A 25,402-nucleotide genomic window follows, 5' to 3' on the forward strand; every position below is an offset into this window, starting at 1 on the left:
ACGTATGGTGCTTAGGCGAACCCACACGAGGAGGAGAAACGCAGTGGCAGAACGGTTGGCGGGAAAGGTCGCCCTGATCAGCGGCGGGGCCCGGGGGATGGGCGCATCGCACGTGCGGTCGCTGGTCGCCGAGGGAGCCAAGGTCGTCTTCGGGGACATCCTCGACGACGAGGGCAAGGCGGTCGCGTCCGAGGTCGGTGACTCCGCCCGCTACCTGCACCTCGATGTGACCAAGCCCGAGGATTGGGATGCGGCGGTGGCCACCGCGCTGAACGAGTTCGGCCGCCTCGATGTGCTGGTCAACAACGCCGGCATCATCAACATCGGCACCCTGGAGGATTACGCGCTCTCGGAGTGGCAGCGGATCCTCGACATCAATCTGACGGGCGTGTTCCTCGGCATCCGCGCCGTCGTGAAACCCATGAAGGAAGCGGGCCGCGGATCGATCATCAACATCTCCTCGATCGAAGGCATGGCCGGCACCATCGCCTGCCACGGTTACACCGCAACCAAATTCGCCGTGCGGGGCTTGACCAAGTCGGCGGCACTCGAGTTGGGTCCGAGCGGAATCCGGGTCAACTCAATCCACCCCGGACTCATCAAGACCCCGATGACCGATTGGGTTCCCGACGACATCTTCCAGACCGCGCTGGGCCGGGCGGCCCAGCCCGTCGAGGTCTCGAACCTCGTTGTCTATTTGGCCAGCGACGAGTCCAGCTACTCCACGGGCTCGGAGTTCGTCGTGGACGGCGGGACCACCGCCGGCCTGGGCCACAAGGACTTCTCCAACGTCGAGACCGACGCTCAGCCGGATTGGGTCACCTAGCGGCGGTAACCAATTCGGCGTCCTTGGCCGGCTTGGGCCAGGGCGATGGAACCGGGCGCTGGCGCACCCGTTGCGGCCACCAGAACCACTTGCCCAGCAGCGCGGCGATGGACGGTGTCATCAACGACCGCACGATCAAGGTGTCGAAGAGCAGACCCAGTCCGATCGTGGTGCCGACCTGGCCGATGACCGTCAGCTCGCTGACCGCCATGGTCATCATCGTGAAGGCGAACACCAGCCCCGCCGACGTCACCACCGAACCGGTGCCGCCCATCGACCGGATGATGCCGGTGTTCAGGCCGGCGTGAATCTCTTCCTTGAACCTCGCCACCAGCAGCAGGTTGTAGTCGGCGCCCACGGCCAGCAGGATGATTACCGACATCGCCAGCACCATCCAGTGCAGCTCGATGCCGACGAGGTGCTGCCAGATGAGCACTGAAAGCCCGAAGGACGCGCCGAGCGAGAGCAAAACGGTTCCCACGATGACCGCCGACGCCACCACCCCCCGTGTGATGAGCAACATGATGATGAAGATCAGGCACAGCGAAGCGATCCCGGCGATCAACAGGTCGTAGGTGTTGCCGTCGCTGAGATCCTTATAGATCGACGCGGTGCCCGCGAGGTAGATCTTGGAGCCCTCCAGCGGAGTGCCCTTCAGTGCTTCGTAGGCTGCCTTCTTGATCGCCCCGATGTGCGAAATGCCTTCCGGCGACATCGGATCGCCGTCATGGCTGATGATGAACCGCACGGCGTGCCCGTCGGGGGAGATGAAGTTCTTCATGCCCTTCTTGAACTCTTTGTTATTGAAGGTCTCCGGGGGCAGGTAGAACGAGTCGTCGTTCTTCGAGGCGTCGAACGCCTTGCCCATGGCACTGGAGTTCTTCTGCGCCTCTTTCTGCTGGTCCTGTAGCCCCTTCTGGGTCGAATACATGGTCAGCATCGTCGTTTTCATCGCCCTCATGTTCTCGAGCATGGAAGGCATCAGCGCCACCATCTGAGGCATCAGGGTGTCGAGATGATCCATGATCGGCAGCAGGCTCTGGATGTCGTCGGTCATCGTGTCGATGCCGTCCAGGCCGTCGAAGACCGAGCGAAGCGACCAGCAGACGGGGATGTCATAGCAGTGCTTTTCCCAGTAGAGGTAGCTGCGGATCGGGCGGAAGAAGTCCTCGAAATCGGCCATGTGGTCGCGCAATTCATTGATGTCGATGGTCATGTCATGCATCTTTTTCACCATCACATGCATGTCGTTGGCCATCTGCGCGGTGATGCTCGACATCTTCTCCATGCTGTCGATGGTCGTCTGCATCATGTCGGCCTGGTGCAGCATGTCGGCCATCTGATCTTCTTGATACTTCTGGTTCATCTGCTGGCTGACGCCCTGCATGCTGATCTGGAAAGGAATCGATGTGTGCTCGATCGGCGTGCCCTGCGGACGGGTGATCGCCTGCACGCGCCCGATCCCCGGGACCCGGAAGATGGTCTTGGCGATCTTGTCGATCACCAGGAAATCCGCCGAGTTGCGCAGGTCGTGGTCACTTTCGATCATCAGCACCTCGGGATTCATCCGCGCCTGCGAGAAGTGCCGGTCCGCGGCCGCATAGCCCTCGTTGGCTGGCAGGTCCGTCGGTAAGTATTTGCGGTCGTTGTAGTTGGTGCGGTAGCCCGGCAGGGTCAGCAAGCCCACCAGCGCGACCCCGATCGTCAGCACCAGGATCGGACCGGGCCAGCGGACGACCAGCGCGCCGATCTTGCGCCATCCGCGAATCCGTTGCGTGCGTTTGGGTTCGAGGGTCTTGCCGAAACGCGTGGCCACCGCGATGACGGCCGCACCGAGCGTCAGGGCCGCTGCGACCACGACCACCATGCCGATGGCTAGCGGAATGCCCAGCGTCTGGAAATACGGCAGGTTGGTGAAGTGCAGGCAGAATGTAGCGCCGGCGATGGTCAAGCCAGACCCGAGCACCACGTGGGCGGTGCCCTTATACATGGTGTAATACGCCTCTTCGCGGGTCTCGCCGATGGCGCGGGCTTCCTGATAGCGGCCTATCAAGAAGATCGCGTAGTCGGTGGCGGCCGCGATCCCCAAGGTGACCAACAAGTTCGTGGCGAACGTGGAGAGCCCGATGAGCTTGAAATGGCCCAGGAACGCGACCATTCCCCGCGCGGCCGACAGCTCGAGCACCACCATCACCAGCGTGAGCAAAACGGTGACGACCGATCGATAGACCAACAGCAACATGCCGATGATCACGGTGAACGTGGCGGCCGTGATCAGCTGCATGCTGCGGTCGCCGGCCTCGTGCTGGTCCGCTGACAGTGCTGCGGGTCCCGTCACGTAGGCCTTCACCCCTTTGGGTGGGGGCACGCTCTTGACGATGTTTTGGACGGATTCCACCGACTCGTTGGCCAAGGCCTCGCCTTGGTTACCGGCGAGGTAGACCTGGACGTAGGCGGCCTTGCCGTCGTTGCTCTGCGCGCCCGCTCCGGTCAGTGGATCGCTCCACATATCCTGGACGTGTTCAACGTGTTTCGTGTCGGCGTCGAGCTTCTTGACGATCAAGTCGTAGTAGGCGTGCGCATCCGCCCCCAAGGGATTCTGGCCCTCGAGGACGATCATGACCGAGCTGTTTGACTTGTACTCGTTGAACACCGCGCCCATGCGCTTGGTCGCGACCACCGACTGCGCGTCGTCGGGGGCCATCGACACCGAGCGCATCTTGCCGACCTCCTCCAGCTGGGGGACGGAGACGTTGAGCACCGCGATGATCGCGATCCAGCCCAAGATGATCGGCACGGCGAGCGTCCGGATGAGCCGGGGGATCTTGTCTCGCACGGGTTCGTCGACGACGGGAATGGTGTCGGTACGGGCGTCGTTTAGCGTTGTGCTCATGCGGATTTCACCATGCAAAAGGTCAGGGCGTGCACGCCGTGGGTAAGGTTCTCGTCCTTGACTTCGTCATCGATGGTGATGCGGCAACCGAGGGAGTTGCCGTCGCTTTGCGCTGACAGGTTCGGAAAGACCGAGGGCGCGGTGGTGCTCAAGACCAGCGTCCATGGCAGCGGCGCGCCGTCGACGCGCCTGGGGTCGGCGGACAGGTCCAAGTAGTTCACGTTGGCCTGGCTGGCCGAGCCGAATACCTCGTACTTGACCACCTTGGGTTTGAACGGCTTCGAGTCATCGAGTCGCGGGCTGGTCATGATGCCCGTGTCGTGCGCGCCGAAGAACGACTTGACCCGAACGACGGCAAACCCGCCGACCAGCACGACCGCCACGATCAATAGCGGCAACCAGGCGTTGCGCACAAGTCTCGATATCTGCACCTAGGTGACCCTTCCCCGGCACGCGGTGGTGACGTGGATCAGCGTTTGCGCGACCGGAGGTCGTGGGCAGGTGAGTGCCCACAAGTCGCATTGCTCAGCAACGAATTACGTCGATTGCTACGGTTCGCGCGCGCTGGAGCGTCAAACGCGGTGAATGCTGCCCACCCACACCGGTTGACGTCCCCGGCGTCGATACCCGGCTCGCCTTGTTGCTGAAGCCTCCCCGCGTACCGCCACCAGCGCATAGTACATGATGTGCATATCTTGCAGTGCATGCAACATTTGCTACTGGTGTTTCAAATCACTCCGTGAAGATGCTGTTCACCAGCGCGGCGGCCCGCTCAACATAGGGCATCGGCGTGTCGGCGGTTTCATTTGCCTCGCCGCTGGCCCACTTTTCGATACCGGACCGTACCGCGGTCAGCGCCAGCGCCGAAATCAGCGCAGCCATCTCGTCGTCGGGTCGCATCGCCTGGCGACGCACGATGATGTCGGTCAACTGGTTTTGAAAACGCTCCAGGTCGGCGAGGAACGCCGCCAGCACGGCGGGGGAGGTCTTGGCGAGTTCGAGCATGTGGGCCGCGTGCTCGCGCCGCGGGGGCACGTCGCGCAGGTGGTGGGCGGCCAAGGTGATCAGCTCCGCCAGCACGACCGAGTAGGGGGCGGGGCCGGCGGCGACGAAATCTGCCACCAACTCCGGCGGTATGTCCGAGGGGCCATAGGCGAGGGCGGATTCTTTGTTGGGGAAGTAGTTGAAAAAGGTGCGGGTGGCGATTCCGGCTTCGGCGCAGATCTCGTCGACGGTGACCTTGTCGAACCCGCGTTCCAACGTGAGGCGCACCGCGGCGTCGCGGATGTCGGCGCTCGTCTGGCGACGACGGCGCTCTCGCAGCCCTACGGGATTGGCCATACTCATATAGTTGCACCTTGTGCACACTTTGCAGTCAAAAGGTGTCACGTCGGGGGCGGGTGGACCGGTGCTTGGGTGCCCGCAGCAAAGGTCGACTTATCAACCCTGCGGCCCGGGCCGAGACGTCACCCGGCAGGTAAAACCCTGACCTGCAACATGATTCGATGAGGTGTTGCGGACGATGCGCCAAGCGATGGCGCTCATCCGCTCGGCGTGAGCGCGCCCCGCAAATAATCGCATTGACTGTCGAAGAACCTCGTCGAGATGGGTGCCTTCTCGGCGAGTTGATCGAACGCATGAAACGCGCCCGGAACGATCTCCTCCTGCACCCGCACTCCCGCCTCGCGCAGGCGCCGCGCGTATTCCAGGCTTTCCTGATAGAAGAGGTCCAGCGTGCCCACACCGATCCAGGCGGGCGGCAGCCCGGACAGATCCTTGCGACGAGCCGGTGCGGCCTCTTCGGGGTCGGCCCCGTTGAGGTACCACTTCCAGGCCAGTTGATTGTCGGATCCCGTCCACATGATGCGCCGGGCGCCGTCGCGCTTGGCGCCGGTGCGATCGTCGAGCATCGGATAGACCAGCATCTGGAAGGCGACTTGGACATCATTGCGGTCGTGCGCCCGCTGAGCCACCGCGGCCGCAAAATGCCCACCGGCGCTGGCCCCTCCGATGGCGACGTGATCCGCGTCCACCCATGGCTGACGGGCCAGCCACAGCAGCGCCGCATAGCAATCTTCGACCGGGATCGGGTAGGGATGTTCCGGGGCCAGCCGGTGCTCCACCGCCGCGATCGCGAATCCGGTGCGCTGCGAGAGCTTACGCAGGTACTTATCGTCCTGGGCCGCGTGACCCATGATGGTGCCGCCGCCGTGGATCCACAGCAGCGCGGGCGCACGGTCGGGAAGGCCGGCCGGACGATGCAGACGAACGCTCACGTGCTGGTTGACCGCGGCGACGGGCACGGCGCGCAGGCGTCCCGCGTTGCCCATCAGGTTCATGACGGCGCGCTGAACCTTCAGGCCGCGGTGCAGGGCGTAGCCGCGGGGCACGAACCGCGCCACCTTGCGAAGGCCGGGGTCCAGGACGTGAGGGGAGGTGAAGTCGTTGTCCGGGAGCCTGTTTGCCATCCAAAGCCCTCTGTTCCCTTGCGCCGGCAGACATCGCTGACCATACAGGAACGCGTGCGGTGTCCAGCAGCCGTTAATGCGAACCGTCTTGGTCATCGGTGAGCGCGCGCACCGCGCGGTCGAACATGGTCTGCTTTATCGCCCCCAGCGTGCCGGGGTCCTTGCCCTGCAGCGGTCGCAGCACGTCGAGGGCCGCGTCGGTGACCGCGCCGTCGGCGCAGCTGGCGTCGACGATGCCGAATTCCTCCGCATCGGGGCCACTGAAGCGTCGGCCGGTGGTCATCGATGCGACCGCGGCGCGAGGAGTGAGTTTGGCCTGGATGAGCGCGGCCATGCCGGGGTTGAACGGGATGCGGATGTCGACCTCGGGAAAACAGAAGTATCCGCGGTCGGCGCGCATCACGCGAAAGTCATGCGCGATGGCCAGCATTGCGCCGGCGCCGAACGCGTGACCCACCACGGCGGCCGCGGTCGGCAGGGGCAGGGTGAGCATGCGTGCCAGCAGCCGGTGCACCCGGCCGATGTACCACTGTCCCTGGTCGGCGTGGGCGCTCAGCCAGTCCAGGTCCAGGCCGTTGGAGTAGAACTTTGCACCGGCCGTGGTGACCAGTGCCTGGGCGCCGTCTGCGACGGCCTGGTCGAGCGCTTGATCGATCTCGTCCAGAAATGTTGGCGAGAAACGGTTTTCGTCCTCGCCGAGGCGAACGATGGCGATTTTGTCGGCGTAGTCCAATGTCACTGGCATGTGTGTCTCCTTGAGTTGCGTTGATATCTCGGAAGTTCGGTCATGCGCGCCGGTGTCGCGGCGGAGAAGGCCCCACCGCGAGCACCGCGCGCACGGCTGCGTGTAGCTGCGCGCGGGTCGTGGTGCTCCCAAGCCGGTCGCGGCGCAACAGCAGCGCGGTGGGCAGATCGACGACGCAACTGGTTATCGTGTCCACCGCCGCCGCGTCCTTGCGGTCCCACACCGCGACGGCAAGGCGCACCAGCAACGCCACGAGCAGCTTGTCGAGCTGCCGCAGCTCACCGGCAACATCGTCGGGAACATCGTCGGCGAGCACATCCTCGCGGCGCACCCGCAACACGAGCGTCGACGAGCCGGGGTACTGCTCGGCGAACACCACCGCCGCTTCGGCGGCGGCCACCACGGCATCGATGGGGCCACCGGGGCCGTCACCGGCCATCGCTTGGTCGACGAGCGACGTCTGCACCGCCAAGAAGCGCCGACCCGCCCGCAGCCAAGCGTGGCCCATCAATCCGCCCCGCGACGTAAACGTATGGTACACAGCGCCATTGGACACACCCACCGCGTCACTGATGGCTCGGATGGTCACCGCGGTCGGGCCTGACCGCGCCACCAGCTCTTCGACGGCGTCGAGCACCCCGTCGGGGTCATGCATGCGCGGGCGTGGCATTCACCCACAATAACAGAGCGAGTGCTCTGTTACTCGCGCGACGGGGCGCTCCCGGCCCCCGGGTGCAGGCTACGTATCGGGCCGGGCCGGTTTGTCGGGCGCGGATCGGGTATCCACTGGCGTGGCCTCAACCATGACGAAGATCATCAGCGTTCTGGACCCCCGGACCGGCGACACCGCCACGCAGGTCCCCGTCACCGGGCCGGCCGAGTGCGATGAGGCAATTCGGCGCGCCGCCGACGCCGCCGACTCCTGGGCCCGCACTTCGCCCGCCGAACGGGCGCGGGCGATCGCGGCGGCGGCGGCCGATGTTCGCGACGCCGCTGATGAGCTGGCCGAACTCACCGAGCGGGAGACGGGAAAGTCGCGCGCCGACGCGCGTGGGGGCGTAGACGCCGGAGTCGACACCCTGTTGCAATACGCGCAGCTCGGGCCGTTGCACCGCGGGCGCAGTCTGCAGGGTGGATGGACGGCCACTGATCTCATGGTTCCGCAGCCTCGCGGAGTGGTGGCCGTGTTGACCCCATGGAACGATCCGATCGCAGTGGCCGCCGGCCTTCTCGGCGCGGCCCTGGTCACGGGAAACACGGTGGTGCACAAGCCAAGTGAGCGTTGCCCCCAGACAGGTAGGCGCTTCGCCGAGCTTCTGGCCGCGCGGCTACCCGAAGTCGTCTTGCAGATAGTCAATGGCGACGGCACGGTCGGCGCCCACCTGGCCGCCGCCGAGCTGGTCGACGTGGTCGCGCACGTCGGCGGCAGTGTGACTGGGCGAGAGATTGCACGGGCATGTGCGCAACGCGGCGCCAAGGCGCTGCTGGAGAACGGCGGCAACGATGCGTTGATCGTCGACGCGGACGTGGATCCGGTGTGGGCGGCCAGCCAGGCCGCACTTGGCGCCTTCGCCAACGCGGGACAGATCTGCGTGTCCGTCGAGCGGATTTACGTCGTGCAACCCATCGCCGACGCGTTCGTCAACGCGTTGATCGACGAGGCCACCTCCTGGGCCGAGCGGATCGGGCCCTTGGTCGACGAACGTCACCGCGACCACGTCCATGCCCACGTCGAAGACGCTAGGCAACGCGGCGCACATGTGGTGGTCGGCGGTGAACCGGATCTCGAGCCGGGCTCGTTCTATCCGCCGACCGTGCTGACCGGCTGCACATCCGACATGGCGGTCATGCGCGAGGAGACGTTTGGTCCGATTGCGCCGGTGCGCGTCGTGACCGATTTCGGTGCCGCGTTGGCTGAAGCGGCCGATGATCGGTACGGACTGGCCGCCACCGTGCTGACCGCCGACATGGCCCATGCGCAGGAGGCGTGGCGCGCCCTTCCGGTGGGCACCGTCAAGATCAACGCCGTGTTCGGCGGTGCCCCGGGCGGGGCCTCGGAACCGCGGCGCGCCAGCGGAACCGGATTCGGTTCCGGGCCTGAACTTCTCGACGAGATGACCGCCGTGAAGGTGGTGCATTGGTCGGCGCCGGGCAGCTGACCCGGCTCGTACGCGAAAGACGATCGCGCCGATTAGCGGCTCCCGAAATAATTCATTCGGACCTCACATCCGTCGGCTGTGCAACGTCTACTCAGTGACCGGTGAGTCGATACTTGGCCGAAGTGAGGACAGCATCCGGAGGCAAGCCATGAGTTTTCACGATCTTCATCGCCACGGCACACCTTTTGTGCTGCCGAACGCCTGGGACGTTCCGTCGGCATTGGCCTACCTGGCGGACGGCTTCACTGCTATCGGAACCACCAGTTTTGGGTTGTCTTCCACTCGCGGTCACGCCGACGGGGGGCGCGCCACCCGCGAGGCCAACGTCGCTCTGGCCGCCGAGCTGGCGTCGCTGGGCTGTTACGTCAGCGTCGACATCGAAGACGGCTACAGCGATGACCCGGATGCCGTTGCCGACTACGTCGCCCGACTGCCGGTCGACGGACTCAACATCGAAGACAGCACCGAGGGACGGCTGATCAACCCCGCCCTCGCGGCCGCAAAAGTGGCGGCCATCAAACGCCGCAGCCCCGCGGTGTTCGTCAATGCCCGCGTCGACACGTACTGGCTAGGCCAACAGGCCAACACGGCAACCACCATCGAGCGGGCGCTTCTCTACGTCGAGGCCGGCGCCGACGGCATTTTCGTCCCGCTGGCCAACGACCGCGCCGAGCTTGCCGAAATCGTTCGTAATATCCCGCGTCCCATCAACACACTGCCGGTTCCCGCAATGACGCTCGGCGAGCTCGGCGAGCTCGGGGTGGCGCGTGTGTCCACCGGTTCGATGCCCTACAGTGCGGCGCTGTTTGCCGCCGCCACGGCGGCCCGAGCCGTCCGTGACGGAGGCGCCTTGCCGCCGTCCACGCCCTACGCCGAGCTGCAGTCACGGCTGGTCGACTACGAGCGGCGTTCGGCGACAAGGTGATTGGTTCGCAATCTGAGGAGGTTGAGCGGATGCCGATACGGCACGCGGTGATCGACAGCGCGCTCGGTGAGCTGACACTCGTCGCCAGCGGCGACGCTCTGGCGGGCGTGTATTTCCGGCATCACTGGCATCCGCCCACCGCCGACACACTGGGTCTACGGGTGGAGACGGCGGCTGATGAACTTCTAGCCAGCGCGGCCGACCAGCTGGGCGAATACCTGGTTGGCGAGCGCACGCAGTTCGATCTTCCGCTGGCGGTGGTGGGTGATGTCCGGCGGCAACGCGTGTGGGATCTGCTGTCGGGCGTCGCCTACGGGCAGACGAAAACCTACGGTGAGCTGGCCGCGGAGCTAGGTGATGGCACCACCGCGTACGAAGTCGGCCAGGTGGTCGGGCGCAACCCGCTCAGCATCGTGGTGCCGTGCCATCGGATCGTCGGGAAGGACGGATCCCTCACCGGCTATGCGGGCGGGCTGAAGCGCAAGCGGTTCCTGCTGGAGCTCGAAGAGCCGGAACCCGTGGTCGCCAGCAGGCTTTTCTAGCGCGATCGATAGATTGCGCTGCGCGACACCACAACCGGACGCAGACGGTGAATGTTGCGGCGGTTAGCATCGACTGTCCGGACTCGATGTGGAGGGTGAGACCTTTGGCTGCGATACCCGTCATCGCGCTCACTGGTCACCTCGGAGCGGGCAAGACGACGCTGCTCAACCACCTGCTGCGCCACCGAGGCACGCGAATCGGAGTGGTGGTCAACGACTTCGGCGATATCAACATCGACGCCGGTCTGGTGGCCGGTCAGGTCGACGAGCCGGCCTCGATCGCCGGAGGCTGTATCTGCTGCTTACCCGACGGCGGCGGGCTCGATGAGGCACTGATCAAGCTCGCCGACCCCGCCCGGCGCCTCGATGCCATTGTCATCGAAGCCAGCGGCGTGGCCGACCCGGTGGCGATCGCGCGGCTCATCGGCTTCAGCGGGATACGCGGGGTCCGGCCGGGTGGGCTTGTCGACGTCGTCGATGCCGTGAATCACTTCGACACCGTCGACCGCGGCGCCCTGCCGCCGGTGCGCTACGGCGCGGCGTCGATCATCGTGGTGAACAAGCTCGACCAGGTTCCGGAAAATGAGCGGTCGACGGTGCTGCACCGCGTCACACAGCGGGCGGCACAACGCAATCCGCGCGTACCCGTCGTCGGCACCACGGGTGGCCAGATAGACCCGGCACTGCTGTTCGACGCCTCGGCCACGTCCGGTCAGGTCGGGCAACTCTCGTTTCTGGACCTGGCGGCCGATCACGAGCACGAGCACGTGCACGTCCACGCCGATGCCGTCACGGTCAGCAGCTCCGGTTGCGTGGACCCCGATGCCCTGGTCGACCTTCTCGAAGAGCCGCCGCCGCAGGTGTTCAGGCTGAAAGGCGTCGTCGCGGTGCGGCACCGCACCACCGTCCGGGAGTATGTCGTCAATCTGGTGGGGAGCGGAATCCACATCGCGAAGGCGCCGCGGGGAGCCATGGCCAATTGTCTGGTGGCCATCGGGATGCATCTCGACGTTCCCGCCGTCCGCGCCCGGCTCGACAACGCACTGCAGCCCGCGCCGGGGCCGGCGCCGGCGCAAGCCTTGCGGCGGTTGGAGCGGTACCGGCGAATCAGCGTCTGAGAAAGGTCCGGCAAGATACGGGTCGATGTCATCTTCGCTGGGCGACGTGCTCGCCACCTTGGAGCTCGAGAGGGTCGACCAGTGGCTCTTCGTCGGGCAGCAGTTGCCCGCGCCCGCCAACCACATTCTGGGTGGCCATATTTCCGCTCAGGCTTTGTTGGCCGCAAGCCACACCGCGCCGGGCCGGGCGCCGCACAGCGTCCACACGTACTTCCTGCGGCCCGGCGATTCGCGTCGGCCGGTGGACTTCGAGGTTGTCGATCTTCAAGAGGGCCGGACCTTTTCGGCGCGCCGGGTGACGGCGCGCCAGGACGGCAAGATTTTGATGGAAGCGATGTCATCGTTCAAGGTCACCGATTCCGCAAACGCGCAGGTCGTCTACCAACCGCCCATGCCGGCGGCTGCTGCCCCAGAATCCCTGCCGTGGGTTGCGCCGCATCTGGCGGAGTCCGACGAGAGCGCCCGAGGGCGGTGGGCGAGCCTGCGCTGGTTCGAGCGGCGCATCATCGACACCGAGGTCGCTCCGCCCGCACGCGCGCTGATGTGGTGGCGCCCCGACGGGCACGTTCCCGACGATCCGGTGTTGACCGCAAGCCTGGTGGCTTACCTGTCGGCGGTGACGTTGACGGAGCCGGCATATGCGGCGCGCGGTGGTGTCGGGGCGTCCGCTCAACGAGACCATTCGGTGTGGTTTCACGGCCCGGCGGCGTTGTCGGATTGGCTGCTCTATGACCGGTCCTCACCAAGTAGCGCTGGTTCCTTGGCGTTGGCCAGTGGGGCCATGTTCAACCGCAGCGGCGCATTGGTATGCACCGTGAAGCAAGAGATGTATTTCCCGCCGCACACCGCCTAAGGCCGTCAAGCGGCGCGTCGCCAAAACTGCTGTCCTGCAAGTATATTCGTCACCGTGATGTATTGCTGGTGAAAGGCCGGGGAACGGGGGGTCGGGGCCCGCGGGCCGGATGGGGCGCCCGGTGCGATGGTCGTGCGCGACGCGAAGTGTGACGAAGCTCAACCAGTAACAGTGACGTGGGTCATAGCCCTGCCGACGTCAAGCGGGTCATCCTGGCCGTTCGTTCGCAAATCTAACGGCTGGGAGCGTTATGGCCGACCTCAACTTCGCCTATGATCTGACCCTCGACGAGGCGCGCCGACGCAGCGCAGTGGTCGAGGCGATGACTGACGACTGGGACCCCATTGCCGTGCTCGCCCAGGAAGAAGAGGCCTACGAAATGTTGTACTCGAATCTGGACGACGAGCAGCAACGGGTGTACGACGAGTTGGTCCGCACCGGCGTACTGCCCGAACGGACGGCCGCTCGTGCTGCCGATTGATCCGACCGCCGACCGTGCCCGCCGCGCATGGTTGCCCTGCCCGCGCTGCGATCACCGCGCGATTTGTGGCGATTGCCGAAGCAGCCGTAACTGCGATACGCACTGGCAGTATCTGCTGAGCAACAGGGGCACGCTGGTGCACTTGCAGTGCTCGGATTGCGGTCACCTTTGGTCGACCGACACGCATCGCCGCACGCGCCCCATGCGGTAGCGGACCCTGGCCCTGAATGCGTAGGGCCAATGACGCTGCTGATGCAGGATTATTCGTCACAGTGACGTATTCGCCAGGATTGACAGTGGGGAGGGGAGCGGGCTCACTACAAGCTCGACCGCACCAAAAGCACCGGGGTTGGCTTCAAATGGCGCGAAGGCCGTCATACTGACAAGCGTGACGACAAGCAAAGCGCGGGACACATCACCGAAGCAGGTGTGGCTAACGCCGAAACAGCAGCGCGCCTGGATCACCTACATGCGCGTGCAGCTGCGAATGAACTACGAGATGAACCGCCAGTTGCAGGCCGAATCCGGATTGTCGCTGGCCGACTACGACGTGCTGGTCGCACTCAGCGGTCACCGCGGCGACGGCATGCGTGTCAGCGATCTGGCGGCGCACATCGGCTGGGAGCGCAGCAGGCTGTCACATCAGTTGCGGCGCATGGAGGAACGCGGCCTGACCGAAAGGCGGCCAAGCGTTGGTGATGGCCGGACCACCAATGTCGCTCTCACCCCGCGTGGGCGGCAGGCCATCGATGAAGCCGCTCCCGGTCACGTCGACCTGGTTCGCAGGCTGTTCTTCGATCCCTTGCCGGAGAACCTGCTCGCACCCTTCACCGCTGCCCTGGAGCATATTCATGTCAACCTCAATCACAACAGCTCGCTACCGCCCGCGCTCAGCTAGAATTAGGTGAAACATCATCTAATTGAGAGGGTCGCCACGTGAGCGATGTCATCAGCCATCTGATGGAAACCAACCTGCTGGCCGTATTCGACGAACGTGACCCGCAGCGCCGCGCCGAGGCGATCGCCAAGACGTATGCGGATGATGTGCAGTGGATCGACGACGAAGGTACCGCGTCCGGTCATGACGAATTGAACGCCAAAGCCGCTGCGCTGCAGGTTAAACTCCCCGGCCTCCATTTCGTGAAGGCGGGTCCGGTCCGCCAGACTCGTGGACTGGGGTTTCTGGCGTGGGAAGTACGTACCCCGGACGACAGCACTGTCGCATCGGGCTTCGATGTGGCCGAGATATCCAATGAACGGATCGTTCGGTTGTGGACGGTGTTGAACACGCCGGAATAGGTGATAAATCACCTACGTTGTATTGCGGCGACGCACACCCGCTAAAGAACGGAGTCCGATCATGGGACAGCTCGACGGCAAGACGGCACTGGTCACCGGTGGAACCTCGGGGATCGGCCTGGCTACGGCGCAGCGGTTCGTCGACGAAGGCGCATACGTCTTCATCACCGGTCGCGACCGCGCCCGCCTCGACGAAGCAGCCGCCTCGATCGGCGCCCATGGAGTGCAGAGCGATATCAGCAAGCCGGGCGATCTGGATATCTTGGCCGCCGAAATCTCCGCGCATGGGAGAGGGCTCGACGTGGTCTTCGCCAACGCGGGCGGTGGCGACTTTGCGGCCCTCGCCGATGTGACACCGGAACACTATCGGAACAACTTCGACCGCAACGTCGCCGGCACGGTGTTCACCGTCCAGAAGACGCTGCCGCTGCTCAATGAAGGCGCGTCGATCATCCTCGCCGGATCCACCGCGGCCTCCGAAGGCGTCCCGGCGTTTGGCCTCTACGCGGCTTCAAAGGCGGCCATCCGGTCCCTTGGCCGCACCTGGGCCGCGGAACTCGTCGACCGCAAGATTCGGGTGAACACCGTCGTTCCTGGCCCGATCGAAACTCCCGGACTCGCCGGGCTGGCACCTGGGGACCAGAAGCAGGATCTGCTCGACGGCATGGCCGATCAGGTGCCGATGAAGCGGTTAGGACGCCCGGAGGAGATTGCCGCCGCGGTGCTTTTCCTGGCGTCTGATCAGAGCAGCTTCATGACCGGCGCGGAGCTGGCTGTCGACGGTGGGCAGATCCAGCTCTGACTTCGACGCCGCGAGAACGTCCCGGCTTGCAATGCGGATGGATCGCCGAATAGTCCTGCGCCCCAACGCTATTCGTCACAGTGACGTATTCGCCGCGGCAGGCAGTGGGGAGGGGATGGGGAGAGCCGCGGTTCGGTGCGGGCGTCTATCGCTTCGTAGCCCACCCGTGCGGTATTGGCTTGTCCGCCACTGGTGATTGATCGGGAAGGCACCCCGAGTTGCCGCCGGGCCGCCGGCCAACGCGTGACACCTTCGAAGCGCCTTGCGGGACATGAGTATTCGTCACAGTGACGAATTGATGTATGCGGCAGGAAGGCGGGAGGGGCGAGCGAACACCCATTGCGCGCCGCAACCTGCCCACTTGGCGGTCGTCGCTCGAATGGACCGTCCGCCATCGATTCGCGGCGCCCGGACTCAGCGCCCGCCGATAACGCTTATCGCCGCGGCGGCGGGCGAGGCTGCGCTGAGGTGCGGTCGAAGGCCCAAAACGGGTGGTCATCGCCGTGGTCGGCGTGAGCTCGCGATTGGCTTTTGCCGATAAGTGACATTATGTCGGGTTAGGCGCTGCATATTGCATCAGATGAATCAGACCTGCCCCGACTGTCGGTCTCATGGTGGCCGCGCGTTCTGGGGTGAGTAAGGCAACGATGTATCGGAGGTGGCCATCGAAGGCGCGCCTCGTCGTCGAAGCCGTGGAAAGTTTGCGGGAACACCCCTGCGGCGAGTACGAGGCGATGCGACGTGGGAAGCGGGCCGGCGGGAGGCGACACTGCGCTCCCCTGTCCTGCGAGGCGCGAGCGCCGGATCGATGACGCTAAGGGCTCCGCGCGTCGCCGATAATGGTCAGTTCGGTTAGCGCCGCGCTAACGCTGATCAGGCGGCGCCGGCTGTGGTGGTTATGCATGCCGGCCGTTGGCGTGTCTGGTGGCGGCGACTGGTGCGTGCGCTGCCCTGGATCGCAGCTCCGAGGCCCGCCACCTTCAAGCCGAAATAGCGAAGATGCCTGTGGTCGAAAGCGTTAATCCCGGCTATATTAACGATTTCGAGAACGGCGCGGAACTGAAAGTGGTCGTCACGATGCCTAAGGCAAGCGAGGACCAGATCGCCGCGGTCGCCTCGCGCATCACCAGCATCAAGGGCAGCGATTTCGACGGCTACCGTCAGTCCTGTGATTTGGTCGTCGGCGATGAACTTGAGGTGATACGCGGCGCGCAGCTCAGCGTCGTTTTTAATGTCTCGGGACAGCAACCAGCTATCCGGTGTGGGTCTTTGTGAAGACCAAAGCTGGTCTGCCGGCCCCGGTTTCGCGTTTTCGGCTGCGGTCGGGGTCTGGTTGGTACATGCCGCAGCGGCGCAGGCGGGATCCGATGGTGCTTTCGCTGGCGTTTGGATCGCAGGCCCGGGTGAGCGCCATGACCTCGGTGATGGTGGTGGCGTCACCGAGCAGCGCGTAGGTCAGTGCGGGGTCGGTGAAGAGCGCGGTGTTGATCTTGGCCAGCGCGGTGCGCACCATCGCGGAATGCCCGAACGGCATGTCGTCGGGAACATCGTCGACGCGCACCGCGCCTGGAGTGCCGGCGGGGATGCGGACTGCGACGACAATGGAGACGGTGTGTCCTCGTTCGTCTCGGCCGGGGTCGCTGACCACATCGAGGATGGCAACCCCGCTGCACACCTCGGTGCCGGCTTTTTCCCGGACGATGCGCCGCGCGGCCTGCTCGACGGTCTCTTGATCCCAGGCGGCCAGCAGGCCTCCGGGCAGTGTGGTCGCACCGCGGTGGGGCTGGCCGGCGCGGGTGATGAGCGCAATCCGAACCTCATCGGCGTCGCGGGTTAACGCGACCACGTCCACCGACAGCCACGTGCCGTGGAGGGAGTGCTCGCCGTCCTGATAGGTGAGGTTGGTTTCTCGCAATGAGGTCATCGTGCCTCCTTACCGGTGGCTGCGCCTCGGGTGCGGCGCAGGTACAGCCCTGTCTCGTAGCCGAGTTCATCGCGGACATCCGCAAATGAACTCTGCCGCAGCAGTTTTCCATCTTCATAGGTGAGTAGCAGCGCCTGAGTGGCTTCTTGCTCGGGGTTGGCATGCTCAATCAGGTAGGGGCGGCTGTCCATCATGCGGCGCACAGCCAGCCGACCAGTGGCCGACTTTTTGGTCCCGTCGTCGGTGACGGGATCCTTCTGGATGTCGCGGCCTTGGCCGTTGATCTGCACCCAGGTCGCCTTCATCGCCATCTTGAACGTGTCGCGGGTCTGGTACTGGTAGGTGTAGCTGCCGTACCCGAATACGACGGTGGTGGAAGCGAATCCCTGCCGCATCAGGTTCGCGGTGATCGCGTCGGCGCGTTCGTAGGTAATCGAATCGCCATAGATCGCACCCACGTGCGGGTCGAGATCCCAATAGCCCTTGTCGTTTACGGTAGTTCCGAACTCCTCGGCGAGCAGGTTCACCACCCCGCGCCGTACCGGGAGGCCCGCCGGGGCGTTGGGGTCCCCGCACAGGATCAGCTCGGGATCCCCGCTATCAGGCCGGATGACGAGCTTGCCGTTGCGGGCCATGATCTTGTCCTTGAGGCGGGGTAGAAAGTCGGTGCAGACCTGCCACAAGTCGTAGGTGTCAGACACGATGGCCAGGGTGCCGGACGGGTAGAGGTCCAAGAGTCGTTCGAAAGTCTCGAATTCAGCGTCGCGGCCCCCGGCGCACATGACGCTGTGCTCGGTGGCTGGGCACGATCCCGCGACGATTCCGTTGTCGCCCGGGTAGTAGCGGTTGATGTAGCCGATCGCGGACAAAGTGTCGGTGCCGCGGAAGCTGAGCAGGTGACCGGCGCTGCTGGCCGCGGCCGCACGCATGCCGGCCATCCCTCGGCAGGAGAAGTCGTGGCCTTGGTAGTCGACGGCGGCGGGGTCTCCGGACTCCTGGGCGCGTTCGTCGAGCAGCATCCGGTTGCGCCAGGCCAGGGTGGCGCTGGTGATCGGCTGCCACAGCTCGGCGGAGAGCTCGGTCTCGAGGTAGTTGGTCAGCCAGAACACCCGGGGGTCGGTGTTTTCGACCGTGAAGTAGGGAACCCGCAGCGGGACCAGGGCCCCTTCCCGAAATGCTTTGATACGTAAGGGAAGATACCCAATGCTGTGCAAGACGCGGAAGTGTTCGGTCCCGACGTCGTTGGCGCCCAACAGGGATGTGACGACGTTGTCGTATTCGGCCAACACAGCATCCAAAGCTGCCTCGTCGAGGCTGAAGAACTCATCCCAGCGCTCGGTGATCTGGGTGAGCAACGCTTGCAGCCCGAAGAAGACAGTCACGTCTACGCCGGGGATTCGGGTGCCGCGCGCGGTGAGGTTGGAGAACACCACCTCGGTGCCCGGCGGGTATTGCCGGCGGTGGTCGAGCTTGTAAGCGTCAGTGGCCAGCAAGGTGTCCACCACACGATTCACGACGTCGTTCATGTCGGCGTTCCTTCGAGAGCTGTGTGCGGGTCGCTGTGTTGGGACGGTCATCGGTTCTCGCCCACACCGACGGGCCGCACGGCCCGCTCAGCGCCGAGGCCGGCCAGGATGTCCGTGATCCACGGCTGCAGGGCCATAACCTGAATTTGGTAGTCGTGCAGGGCGGCCGCCACCGCAGTGCCCAGCGAATCGGTGGTGTAGATACGGCGATAGGGCGCGCGGGCCTCAGCGGAGTAGCTCGGCTTGGTAAAGCCACCGTGGGTAACCCATAAGTCGAGGACTACCCCGTCGGGTACCGCGCCGGCCAGTAGCGCGAAGGTTCCGCCGCCATCGCAGATGTCGTCGACCACCAGATAGTTGCCCGGCGCCAGCTCGACGTCGAACGAGTAATGGGTCAGCCGTCCCGTCTTGGGCTCGCGGTTCTTGCTGGCCACATACACCGGCGCACCGAGCAGTGTGGCGACCTCGGTGGCCCGCGCGACCGCCCCTTTATCGGGGCTGATGACGCCCAGGTGCGTCACCCGGTCATCGTCCGCCCTCAACGCGGCCGCAACGATGTCAGCCAGCGGCAAGACATGCTCTCGGATCCCCGGACCGGCCGCCCGCATTGCCGCCAGCCAAACTGGGCTGTGCGGGTCCACGGTGACGATGTCGGTGATGCCGGTGCCGGCCGCCAGCGTTGCGTTGACGACCGCAGGGCTTGGGATGTCCTTATCGCCGCGGGCACTGGGCAAGTACGGAAGCGCCAGCACCCGGGGCTGGCCCGGAAACAGATCCTCAACCAGCGCCGCCCACTCCGCGACCAGGGTCCAGTCCACAGCGCTCCGGTGCACCTGCAGCACGTGCATTGCCCCGAAAACCGGTTCGGTGTCGGGGATTCGGCGCACGGTGATGTCGCCCATTGGATAGGAGAACACCTCAAACACCTGCTCAACCGACAGACCGTCGCTCGTGAGTACGTAGAACTGATATCCGCCATCGCTCATACGATCACCGTAACACAATTTCTCGCAAATCAAAAATAATTGTTGGAGCAGACCTGACCCACACCAGCAGACGTGACCCCACACCGCTGGCCTTCATCACGGCCGAGGCCTGAAGAGCCGGATTTAGTAGCCGAACGCATTTAGCGCTACCCGGTCTGGGGAGATGGCCACCAGCATTTGCCTAGTCACAGTCGGCCAAGATCCCACGCGGCCATCGTTTCGTCACAGTGACACAACGGCGCTTCTACGGGTGCCGATAAACATCACCGCGGTGGTCGGCGCGGTGGACCCAGATCGTCTGTGCGTCATCGTCGATGCGGTAAAGGAGTCGGTAGGGGCCGCGGCGGGCACTGTGATAGCCGGCCAGCTCGCCCCGCAGTGGCTTGCCGACGCGGCGCGGTTCGCGCGCTAGGTCGCCGAAGGCGAATTCGATCACTGCTCCCAGGATTCGCGGCGGCAACCTATCGAGGTCGCGTCGGGCTGTGGCCGTGAATCGGGTTGTGTACGTGGGGTCGGAGCCGGCCACCTCAGCGCGGCCGCCGCGGAAACTGATACTCAGCTCGGATCTCATCCTCGCCATAGGTCCGGCCGGCGGCGATGTCGGCCTCGGACCGCTGCACGGACTCAGCCGCGCCCGGTTGGGCTAGCCAGTGCAATGTCTCCTGAATGGACTCCCACTCGTCGACACCGATCAGCACCGCGGCGGGCGCCCCGTTCTTGGTGATAGTGATCTGGTCACGAGTGTCGCGCACCGCGTCGACGTACTCGTTGATCCTCGCCTTGACTTGAGTAACCGGTATAACTCGCATGGGCTCATAGTACCGTATTCCAGTCCTTCAAGGACCATAATTCGGTGCCGATAAGCGACTTATGTCAGTAAACCCCGCCCCTGGTGCTTGGCTCGGGCATCACATTCAATGACCGCGGGCGTCGGTGCGACGGTCAGCGGGTGTCGCACACAGTAAGTACGTTCCACCAGCCCGGAACGCCTTTAAGTTCGTGACGCTGGACCCGTCATCGTGCGGGGCGTGATCAGTCAGCAGCCGCTCCAGCGGCATAGTGCACGCGCGGGCCGATCCGCTCGTCGTACTCCCCACACTGCTGCGCACCCGTCCGTGGCTTGGCGATGGCTAATGCACCCGGCCCTTACTGTTACCACACAGAACTCTTAATTTTCTTAATATTGGTGTAGCGTCTTCCTGCAGCCCGAGTTCTGACGTTGGCGAGGAGAAGAACCTTTGAGCGTGCCGTGCGGGCAACTGCCCGAACTAGTGCCGATCCGTGTCGCGGTGGCGGCATACCGTCTTATCTGCGAACGTGTTGATGCGCTGCTCCGCGGCCGTGCTGGCATTGCAGAGCTGGTGGTTCCTGCGTGCCCCGCGTGGACCATCCGGCAGGTGGTTGCCCACCTGACGGGTGATGCCCAGGACATCATTTCGCTGAACTTAGAGAAAAAGGGCACCGGGCCTTGGGCTGACGCGCAGGTCGCGCGACTGGACGGATACGGCATCGACGACCTACTCGACCTGTGGGGCCACTCGCTCGACGCGGTGGCGGCGAACCTCGATCTGGCATCTGATGCAGGGGTTTGCCAGCTCGTTTTCGACACGGTGACCCATGAGCACGATATCCGCGGTGCGTTAAGTGAACCGGGTTTCCGCACGGGCGACCCGGCGTTCAAGTCGGCCCTGAGCTTCGTGACAACGATGGATGACCAGTTCATTCGACAAGCTGAGCTGCCAACGCTCCGGTTGTGCACTCCCACAATTGGATCCGTACAACTCGGTACTCCGCGCGCGGCGCGTGGTCGCGTCGCTCTGAGCATCTCGGATTTCGAGGCCCTGCGTGCCTTCGGCGGGCGGCGCAGCGTCGCGCAGCTGCTTGCGCTCCGTTGGTACGGGAACCCGGCAGAGCTGATGCCCGCCTTCACAAAGCTGCTTCCCGCCTTCACCAACGACGGCTTACGTCCCCCTGATGATGACCTGGTCGAATGACCGACCATCTGTGACGTCCGGCCCCAGGCCGGACGCTAACCAGGTAGGAGTTACCCGATGACGTACATGCCGATTGTGTTGATCACTGGCGGATCGCGCGGCGTGGGCGCAGCTACGGCCCGCCACTTAGCCACCGCACGAGCTCACGTAATCGTCACCTACCGCGAAAAGAAGCGCCGTGCAACCAATCTCGTCGAACGCATCACCGCGGTCGGAGGCTCTGCATCGTCTTTACGCCTAGATATCTGCGAGCCGGACGCGTGCGCTGAGGTGATCCGGTGCGTGCGTGACGACTTCGGTCGCCTGGACACACTGATCCTGAACGCCTTGGGCGGGCTCGAGAGAGACGCCGACCCCGGTTATGCGATGCGCATCAATTGTCACGCCCCGGTGCATCTGCTCATCCGAGTCTCACTTGCCTGGAGGCTCCCGGTCATTTTGGCCACAGCGGCTTGGCGTGCCCCACCTCCAGATGCGGATGTCACGTTAAGTGCAGACGGACATTGCTTTGACGGTGGATCAATGCGCTGGAAGCGCAACCGTTTATCTCAACCCGGCGCGATTGCCGGCGGCCCTGCCGACGCAAGTGCGCGATCCACGAACACCTCGATGTCGGCAGCGTCGAGTCCGCGGCCGGTGAGGTGGCGCAGATAGATCGGCGCGAGGATGCAGTCGACTACGACGGTGTAATCAAGCGCGGACTCCCCGCGATCGCGGGCTCGGTTCAGCATGTCCTGGAACTGCTCTGCCCGCCGGAGCAGAGGAGCCATGCGCCGATCGTCATCGAGGTCGCTCGCGCCGACCAAGGCCTGAAGGAAGGCCAGGCGACCCGGCTTTCGAATGTCGTCAGCGGCGGTGTGGGCATAGGCAAGTAGGTCGCCCCGCAGCGTTCCGGTGTTGGGCAACGGTGAGAGGTCGTCGAGTCTGGCTGACTCGCGGTCGAGGATGACGGCCTCCAGACTGCCCCAGCGCCGGTAGATGCTCGTCGCGTTTATCCCCGCACGCCGGGCAATGTCGGTGACCGTGAACCTCCCGGGTCCCGATTCGACGAGCAGCGCGTCGACCGCGTCGAACACCGCTGCGGCCACACGGGCGCTGCGACCTCCGGGGCGACGACGCACCTCACGCGGCTGGGACATGGGCTCATCTTAAAGCATCGGCTATTGCGTTTAGTACGCAAGCGTCCTACAGTCGCCTAAAGCAACCAGCAATGCTTTAAGGAGCGTGGCCATGAACCCTATTCTTTTTCGCGACGACACCTCATTCTGGTTCGAGACGCTGCGGGTGCTCGGCGCTACGGCTTACGGGGCAGCCGACATCGGTGAGGTTCTGACCACGGCCCAGGCAATCACCGCGGGCGACTATGACGGCTGGTATGACCAGTGGCTGGCCACCGCCGACCGGGTGGCAGCCGAAGCCGAGAAGGCACTGGCTACAGGGCACGCTGTCAGCGCCCGCGACGGATTGATGCGTGCGAGCAACTACTACCGATCAGCCGACTTCTATCTGCACGGCAAGCCCACTGATCCGCGCATCTCTCATGCCTACACGCGGGCGCGTGAGTGCTTCCAGAAAGCGGCGGCCTTATTCAATCCACCGATCGAGCCCATCGAGATCCCCTACGAGAACACAGTTTTACGTGGATACTTCTATCCCGCTCAGTGCCTAGGCGGGGACGGCGGACCGAGGCCGACGGTCGTCATGCACAGCGGGTTCGACGGCACGTGCGAGGAGATGCACGCGCTGGGCGCAGTGGCGGGCCAGGAGCGCGGGTATCACGTCGTGACCTTCGACGGGCCAGGCCAACCCGCCGCACTACACTTCGACGGGCTGCATTTCCGTGCCGACTGGGAGCACGTCGTCACGCCGGTGCTCGACTGGGTACTCGACCGACCCGGCGTCGATCCCGACCGGACCGCCCTGTTCGGTGCTTCCATGGGCGGCCTGCTCGCACCGCGGGCTGCGGCCTTCGAGCATCGCCTGGCGGCCTGCATCGCCTTCGACGGGGTCTACGATATGGGGGTCACAGCTGCGGCGTGGATGCAGGGCACCCCTTCCGAACTCAACGCAGCCCTGCGCGCCGACTCAGCTCCCGAGATCGACGCGGTGATCGAGCAACTCATGGCGGCCAACCCCAACATCCGTTGGGCCGCCACACACGGTCAGTACGCCATGGGCGTCGATAGCCCACGGGCATTCTTCGCCGCCCTGCTCGACTACACCCTCGCCGGTGGGATCGCCGAGCAGATAAGCTGCCCGACCCTGGTGTGCGAAGCCGCCAGCGACGTCTTTTTCGACGGCCAGCCCCGAGTGCTGTTCGACCACCTCGAATGCCCGAAGACGTTGCTGGAGTTCACCGATGACGAAGGCGCCGGCGCACACTGCCAGGCCGGCGCGCAACGCCTGGCCTTCGCCCGCATCTACGACTGGCTGGATGACACCATGGGAGCCCGTTCGTGATGAACAAATTAGAACTCGACCCGCGCCTCGACCCACGAATCAAGATGGCATTTGCGGGAATCGACCTCGGGTCTGGCAAGCCCAACGTGGTGAGCCGAGACGAACTGCTCGCGCAGGAGTACACCCCCGAGGCGCTCACCGCACAGGCCCGGGTCAATGCGCTGTTCGACGCGATGGACAGCGACGAGGTGGCACCTTCTACAGGTTTGACTATCAGCACCGAGACGTTCACCTCAGCGCCCGACGACAACACGGTAAAGATTCAGTTCATCCGGCCCGAGGGCGACGACGCGGTGCCGTGTGTCTATTACATCCATGGAGGTCGCATGCAGTTCAGTTCGTGCTTCCTCGGCAACTACAAGACGTGGGGCCGGATGATCGCCGGATATGGCGTCGCGGTAGCCATGGTCGACTTCCGCAACTCTGTGCACCCCTCATCCGCACCGGAGGTGGCACCATTTCCCGCAGGCCTCAACGACTGCGTTTCGGGCCTGAAATGGGTTCACGCCCAGGCGGAATCACTCGGCATCGACCCGCAACGCATCATCGTCGCCGGTGAAAGCGGCGGCGGCAACCTAACCCTGGCGCTCGGGATGCAGCTCAAACGCGACGGACATCTCGATCTCGCACACGGCTTGTATGCGATGTGCCCATACATCGCCGGGCAATGGCCGCTGCCACAGAACCCCTCCTCGACCGACAACGACGGCATCTTCATCCACGTGCAGGACAACCGCTCGACCATGGCTTACGGCATTGAGGCCTTCAACGAGCGCAACCCGCTGGCGTGGCCCGGATTTGCCACCACCGAGGATGTGCGCGGACTTCCGCCGGTCGTCATCAGCGTCAACGAATGCGACCCGCTACGCGACGAGGGAATTGGCTTCTACCGCCTACTGCTGCACAGCGAGGTCCCCGCCCGCTGCCGCCAACTCATGGGCACCATTCACGGTGTCGAGGTGCTGCCGGTCATCTGCCCCGACATCGCCCGGTCTACCGCCGCCGATATTGCAGACTTCGCCAGGAGCACCTCATAACTTTACGCCGGCGCAGCGGAAAGACTTGCTTGCCGCTTTCGCCGACGATGCCGTACTCGCCGCGTCATTCACCCTTCCCGACTTCGGGCCCGATGCGACGTTCCCCGGCGCGGTGGCCATCGGTGGCGTGCGCGAAACGTGCGCCGGGGCCGTCTCGCGCCTCTCCCTCTGGGGCGAGGAGAGCCAAAGGCAGCGCAGCGTCGACCACCTCGTCGGCGAGAGTGAAGGGGATGCTTCGCGATTTCGCGACGTCCCAGCCGTGGACGACGTAGTCAACGAACTGAAAGCCGATGGCCACCGCGCCGGGGAACGTCGCATCGGGCCCGAAGTCGGGAAGGGTGAATGACGCGGCGAGTACGGCAGG

The 25,402-nt window shown here is 64.6% G+C and carries 28 protein-coding genes and 1 pseudogene; 16 read left to right on the plus strand and 13 right to left on the minus strand.

The genetic code is table 11. The annotated features are described in order from the left end of the window. Window positions 1–43 precede the first annotated feature (43 nt). A complete protein-coding gene (locus A5622_RS24885; protein ID WP_066881837.1) occupies window positions 44–826 on the plus strand; it encodes an SDR family oxidoreductase in 783 nt (260 codons plus the stop codon). Here A5622_RS24885 and A5622_RS24890 read toward each other — a convergent pair. The 6 genes from A5622_RS24890 to A5622_RS24915 form a co-directional block, all read right to left on the minus strand. Beyond that, the gene (locus tag A5622_RS24890) at window positions 819–3,719 is read right to left on the minus strand and encodes an RND family transporter (protein ID WP_066862920.1); all 2,901 of its coding nucleotides are present in this window, start codon (window positions 3,717–3,719) and stop codon (window positions 819–821) included. The two genes, A5622_RS24885 and A5622_RS24890, sit on opposite strands and share 8 nt — an antisense overlap. After that, a complete protein-coding gene (locus A5622_RS24895; RefSeq protein WP_276310495.1) occupies window positions 3,716–4,150 on the minus strand; it encodes an MmpS family transport accessory protein in 435 nt (144 codons plus the stop codon). Before A5622_RS24895 ends, A5622_RS24890 begins: the two co-directional genes overlap by 4 nt. A 301-nt stretch (window positions 4,151–4,451) precedes the next feature. After that, complete coding sequence (locus tag A5622_RS24900; protein ID WP_066881838.1) at window positions 4,452–5,060, minus strand: TetR family transcriptional regulator; 609 nt, start codon at window positions 5,058–5,060, stop codon at window positions 4,452–4,454. Between the two features lie 200 nt (window positions 5,061–5,260). Then, on the minus strand, window positions 5,261–6,187 hold the full coding sequence (locus A5622_RS24905; RefSeq protein ID WP_066881839.1) for an alpha/beta hydrolase: 927 nt from the start codon (window positions 6,185–6,187) through the stop codon (window positions 5,261–5,263). A 73-nt stretch (window positions 6,188–6,260) separates the two neighbouring features. Then, window positions 6,261–6,932, minus strand: a complete 672-nt coding sequence (locus A5622_RS24910) for an enoyl-CoA hydratase/isomerase family protein (RefSeq protein ID WP_066862936.1) — start codon at window positions 6,930–6,932, stop codon at window positions 6,261–6,263. A gap of 40 nt (window positions 6,933–6,972) precedes the next feature. Then, window positions 6,973–7,602, minus strand: coding sequence for a TetR/AcrR family transcriptional regulator (locus tag A5622_RS24915; RefSeq protein WP_066881841.1), 630 nt, complete (start codon window positions 7,600–7,602; stop codon window positions 6,973–6,975). A 133-nt stretch (window positions 7,603–7,735) separates the two neighbouring features. On the opposite strand from A5622_RS24915, the gene A5622_RS24920 reads away from it, so the two are divergent. The 11 genes from A5622_RS24920 to A5622_RS24965 all read left to right on the plus strand — a co-directional run bounded on the left by A5622_RS24920 (window position 7,736) and on the right by A5622_RS24965 (window position 16,386). Further along, window positions 7,736–9,091: an aldehyde dehydrogenase gene (locus A5622_RS24920; protein ID WP_156753084.1), complete on the plus strand. Its 1,356-nt coding sequence runs from the start codon at window positions 7,736–7,738 to the stop codon at window positions 9,089–9,091. A gap of 148 nt (window positions 9,092–9,239) precedes the next feature. Next, window positions 9,240–10,016, plus strand: a complete 777-nt coding sequence (locus A5622_RS24925) for an isocitrate lyase/phosphoenolpyruvate mutase family protein (protein WP_066881843.1) — start codon at window positions 9,240–9,242, stop codon at window positions 10,014–10,016. A 47-nt stretch (window positions 10,017–10,063) separates the two neighbouring features. Further along, complete coding sequence (locus A5622_RS24930) at window positions 10,064–10,558, plus strand: methylated-DNA--[protein]-cysteine S-methyltransferase (protein ID WP_232003037.1); 495 nt, start codon at window positions 10,064–10,066, stop codon at window positions 10,556–10,558. Between the two features lie 104 nt (window positions 10,559–10,662). Next, window positions 10,663–11,676 carry a GTP-binding protein gene (locus A5622_RS24935; protein ID WP_066881847.1) on the plus strand — a complete coding sequence of 338 codons (1,014 nt, stop codon included), beginning with the start codon at window positions 10,663–10,665 and terminating at the stop codon, window positions 11,674–11,676. 25 nt (window positions 11,677–11,701) lie between these two features. Next, window positions 11,702–12,529, plus strand: coding sequence for an acyl-CoA thioesterase II (locus A5622_RS24940; protein ID WP_066881849.1), 828 nt, complete (start codon window positions 11,702–11,704; stop codon window positions 12,527–12,529). A gap of 250 nt (window positions 12,530–12,779) precedes the next feature. Further along, window positions 12,780–13,010: a DUF6400 family protein gene (locus A5622_RS24945; protein WP_066881851.1), complete on the plus strand. Its 231-nt coding sequence runs from the start codon at window positions 12,780–12,782 to the stop codon at window positions 13,008–13,010. Window positions 13,011–13,359: 349 nt separating this feature from the next. After that, window positions 13,360–13,908 carry a MarR family winged helix-turn-helix transcriptional regulator gene (locus A5622_RS24950; protein ID WP_231997766.1) on the plus strand — a complete coding sequence of 183 codons (549 nt, stop codon included), beginning with the start codon at window positions 13,360–13,362 and terminating at the stop codon, window positions 13,906–13,908. A gap of 38 nt (window positions 13,909–13,946) precedes the next feature. Further along, window positions 13,947–14,309 carry a nuclear transport factor 2 family protein gene (locus A5622_RS24955; RefSeq protein ID WP_232003038.1) on the plus strand — a complete coding sequence of 121 codons (363 nt, stop codon included), beginning with the start codon at window positions 13,947–13,949 and terminating at the stop codon, window positions 14,307–14,309. A 61-nt stretch (window positions 14,310–14,370) separates the two neighbouring features. Beyond that, entirely contained in the window at window positions 14,371–15,111 is a 741-nt protein-coding gene (locus A5622_RS24960) for an SDR family oxidoreductase (protein ID WP_066881855.1), read from the plus strand. A gap of 611 nt (window positions 15,112–15,722) precedes the next feature. Beyond that, entirely contained in the window at window positions 15,723–15,923 is a 201-nt protein-coding gene (locus A5622_RS28695) for a TetR family transcriptional regulator (protein ID WP_082994688.1), read from the plus strand. A 187-nt stretch (window positions 15,924–16,110) separates the two neighbouring features. Continuing rightward, complete coding sequence (locus A5622_RS24965) at window positions 16,111–16,386, plus strand: hypothetical protein (RefSeq protein ID WP_197508093.1); 276 nt, start codon at window positions 16,111–16,113, stop codon at window positions 16,384–16,386. On the opposite strand, the gene A5622_RS24970 is transcribed toward A5622_RS24965, so the two are convergent. From A5622_RS24970 to A5622_RS24990, 5 genes are all read right to left on the minus strand, one after another. Further along, window positions 16,364–17,035: an NUDIX domain-containing protein gene (locus A5622_RS24970; RefSeq protein ID WP_066881859.1), complete on the minus strand. Its 672-nt coding sequence runs from the start codon at window positions 17,033–17,035 to the stop codon at window positions 16,364–16,366. The two genes, A5622_RS24965 and A5622_RS24970, sit on opposite strands and share 23 nt — an antisense overlap. Then, a complete protein-coding gene (locus A5622_RS24975) occupies window positions 17,032–18,561 on the minus strand; it encodes a nicotinate phosphoribosyltransferase (protein WP_156753085.1) in 1,530 nt (509 codons plus the stop codon). Before A5622_RS24975 ends, A5622_RS24970 begins: the two co-directional genes overlap by 4 nt. Before the next feature lie 47 nt (window positions 18,562–18,608). Beyond that, window positions 18,609–19,547 (minus strand): hypothetical protein, encoded by a 939-nt coding sequence (locus A5622_RS24980; RefSeq protein WP_066881863.1) that lies wholly within the window; start codon window positions 19,545–19,547, stop codon window positions 18,609–18,611. Between the two features lie 244 nt (window positions 19,548–19,791). Beyond that, the gene (locus tag A5622_RS24985; protein ID WP_369806970.1) at window positions 19,792–20,127 is read right to left on the minus strand and encodes a type II toxin-antitoxin system RelE/ParE family toxin; all 336 of its coding nucleotides are present in this window, start codon (window positions 20,125–20,127) and stop codon (window positions 19,792–19,794) included. After that, on the minus strand, window positions 20,075–20,356 hold the full coding sequence (locus tag A5622_RS24990; RefSeq protein WP_066881867.1) for a type II toxin-antitoxin system Phd/YefM family antitoxin: 282 nt from the start codon (window positions 20,354–20,356) through the stop codon (window positions 20,075–20,077). The genes A5622_RS24985 and A5622_RS24990 overlap by 53 nt, the downstream gene beginning before the upstream one ends. Before the next feature lie 435 nt (window positions 20,357–20,791). On the opposite strand from A5622_RS24990, the gene A5622_RS24995 reads away from it, so the two are divergent. After that, window positions 20,792–21,541, plus strand: a complete 750-nt coding sequence (locus A5622_RS24995; RefSeq protein ID WP_232003042.1) for a maleylpyruvate isomerase N-terminal domain-containing protein — start codon at window positions 20,792–20,794, stop codon at window positions 21,539–21,541. 66 nt (window positions 21,542–21,607) lie between these two features. Next, window positions 21,608–22,195: an SDR family NAD(P)-dependent oxidoreductase gene (locus tag A5622_RS30875; protein ID WP_369829255.1), complete on the plus strand. Its 588-nt coding sequence runs from the start codon at window positions 21,608–21,610 to the stop codon at window positions 22,193–22,195. Here the strand turns inward: A5622_RS30875 and A5622_RS25000 are convergent. Beyond that, the gene (locus tag A5622_RS25000; protein ID WP_232003040.1) at window positions 22,090–22,629 is read right to left on the minus strand and encodes a TetR/AcrR family transcriptional regulator; all 540 of its coding nucleotides are present in this window, start codon (window positions 22,627–22,629) and stop codon (window positions 22,090–22,092) included. The genes A5622_RS30875 and A5622_RS25000 overlap by 106 nt on opposite strands. Before the next feature lie 142 nt (window positions 22,630–22,771). On the opposite strand from A5622_RS25000, the gene A5622_RS25005 reads away from it, so the two are divergent. After that, window positions 22,772–24,001: a S9 family peptidase gene (locus tag A5622_RS25005; RefSeq protein WP_066881872.1), complete on the plus strand. Its 1,230-nt coding sequence runs from the start codon at window positions 22,772–22,774 to the stop codon at window positions 23,999–24,001. Between the two features lie 89 nt (window positions 24,002–24,090). Continuing rightward, complete coding sequence (locus A5622_RS25010; RefSeq protein ID WP_232003041.1) at window positions 24,091–25,038, plus strand: alpha/beta hydrolase fold domain-containing protein; 948 nt, start codon at window positions 24,091–24,093, stop codon at window positions 25,036–25,038. Between the two features lie 64 nt (window positions 25,039–25,102). Here A5622_RS25010 and A5622_RS30365 read toward each other — a convergent pair. Continuing rightward, a pseudogene (locus A5622_RS30365) lies at window positions 25,103–25,402 on the minus strand (hypothetical protein); the annotation flags it as partial.

Source organism: Mycobacterium sp. 1245801.1, from assembly GCF_001673055.1.
In the GTDB taxonomy this organism is placed as follows: domain Bacteria; phylum Actinomycetota; class Actinomycetes; order Mycobacteriales; family Mycobacteriaceae; genus Mycobacterium; species Mycobacterium europaeum_A.

Excerpts from the sequence above, each read along its gene's own strand:
- A5622_RS24910 (WP_066862936.1), bottom strand. The coding sequence starts at position 6,932 with ATGCCAGTGACATTGGACTACGCCGACAAAATCGCCATCGTTCGCCTC.
- A5622_RS24905 (WP_066881839.1), bottom strand. The coding sequence starts at position 6,187 with ATGGCAAACAGGCTCCCGGACAACGACTTCACCTCCCCTCACGTCCTG.
- A5622_RS24975 (WP_156753085.1), bottom strand. The coding sequence starts at position 18,561 with ATGAACGACGTCGTGAATCGTGTGGTGGACACCTTGCTGGCCACTGAC.
- A5622_RS24990 (WP_066881867.1), bottom strand. The coding sequence starts at position 20,356 with ATGCGAGTTATACCGGTTACTCAAGTCAAGGCGAGGATCAACGAGTAC.
- A5622_RS24985 (WP_369806970.1), bottom strand. The coding sequence starts at position 20,127 with ATGGCGAGGATGAGATCCGAGCTGAGTATCAGTTTCCGCGGCGGCCGC.
- A5622_RS28695 (WP_082994688.1), top strand. The coding sequence starts at position 15,723 with ATGGTGGCCGCGCGTTCTGGGGTGAGTAAGGCAACGATGTATCGGAGG.
- A5622_RS24970 (WP_066881859.1), bottom strand. The coding sequence starts at position 17,035 with ATGACCTCATTGCGAGAAACCAACCTCACCTATCAGGACGGCGAGCAC.
- A5622_RS24980 (WP_066881863.1), bottom strand. The coding sequence starts at position 19,547 with ATGAGCGATGGCGGATATCAGTTCTACGTACTCACGAGCGACGGTCTG.
- A5622_RS24915 (WP_066881841.1), bottom strand. The coding sequence starts at position 7,602 with ATGCCACGCCCGCGCATGCATGACCCCGACGGGGTGCTCGACGCCGTC.
- A5622_RS24900 (WP_066881838.1), bottom strand. The coding sequence starts at position 5,060 with ATGGCCAATCCCGTAGGGCTGCGAGAGCGCCGTCGTCGCCAGACGAGC.
- A5622_RS25005 (WP_066881872.1), top strand. The coding sequence starts at position 22,772 with ATGAACCCTATTCTTTTTCGCGACGACACCTCATTCTGGTTCGAGACG.
- A5622_RS24960 (WP_066881855.1), top strand. The coding sequence starts at position 14,371 with ATGGGACAGCTCGACGGCAAGACGGCACTGGTCACCGGTGGAACCTCG.
- A5622_RS24920 (WP_156753084.1), top strand. The coding sequence starts at position 7,736 with ATGACGAAGATCATCAGCGTTCTGGACCCCCGGACCGGCGACACCGCC.
- A5622_RS24890 (WP_066862920.1), bottom strand. The coding sequence starts at position 3,719 with ATGAGCACAACGCTAAACGACGCCCGTACCGACACCATTCCCGTCGTC.
- A5622_RS24945 (WP_066881851.1), top strand. The coding sequence starts at position 12,780 with ATGGCCGACCTCAACTTCGCCTATGATCTGACCCTCGACGAGGCGCGC.
- A5622_RS24965 (WP_197508093.1), top strand. The coding sequence starts at position 16,111 with ATGCCTGTGGTCGAAAGCGTTAATCCCGGCTATATTAACGATTTCGAG.
- A5622_RS24925 (WP_066881843.1), top strand. The coding sequence starts at position 9,240 with ATGAGTTTTCACGATCTTCATCGCCACGGCACACCTTTTGTGCTGCCG.
- A5622_RS24940 (WP_066881849.1), top strand. The coding sequence starts at position 11,702 with ATGTCATCTTCGCTGGGCGACGTGCTCGCCACCTTGGAGCTCGAGAGG.
- A5622_RS30875 (WP_369829255.1), top strand. The coding sequence starts at position 21,608 with ATGCCGATTGTGTTGATCACTGGCGGATCGCGCGGCGTGGGCGCAGCT.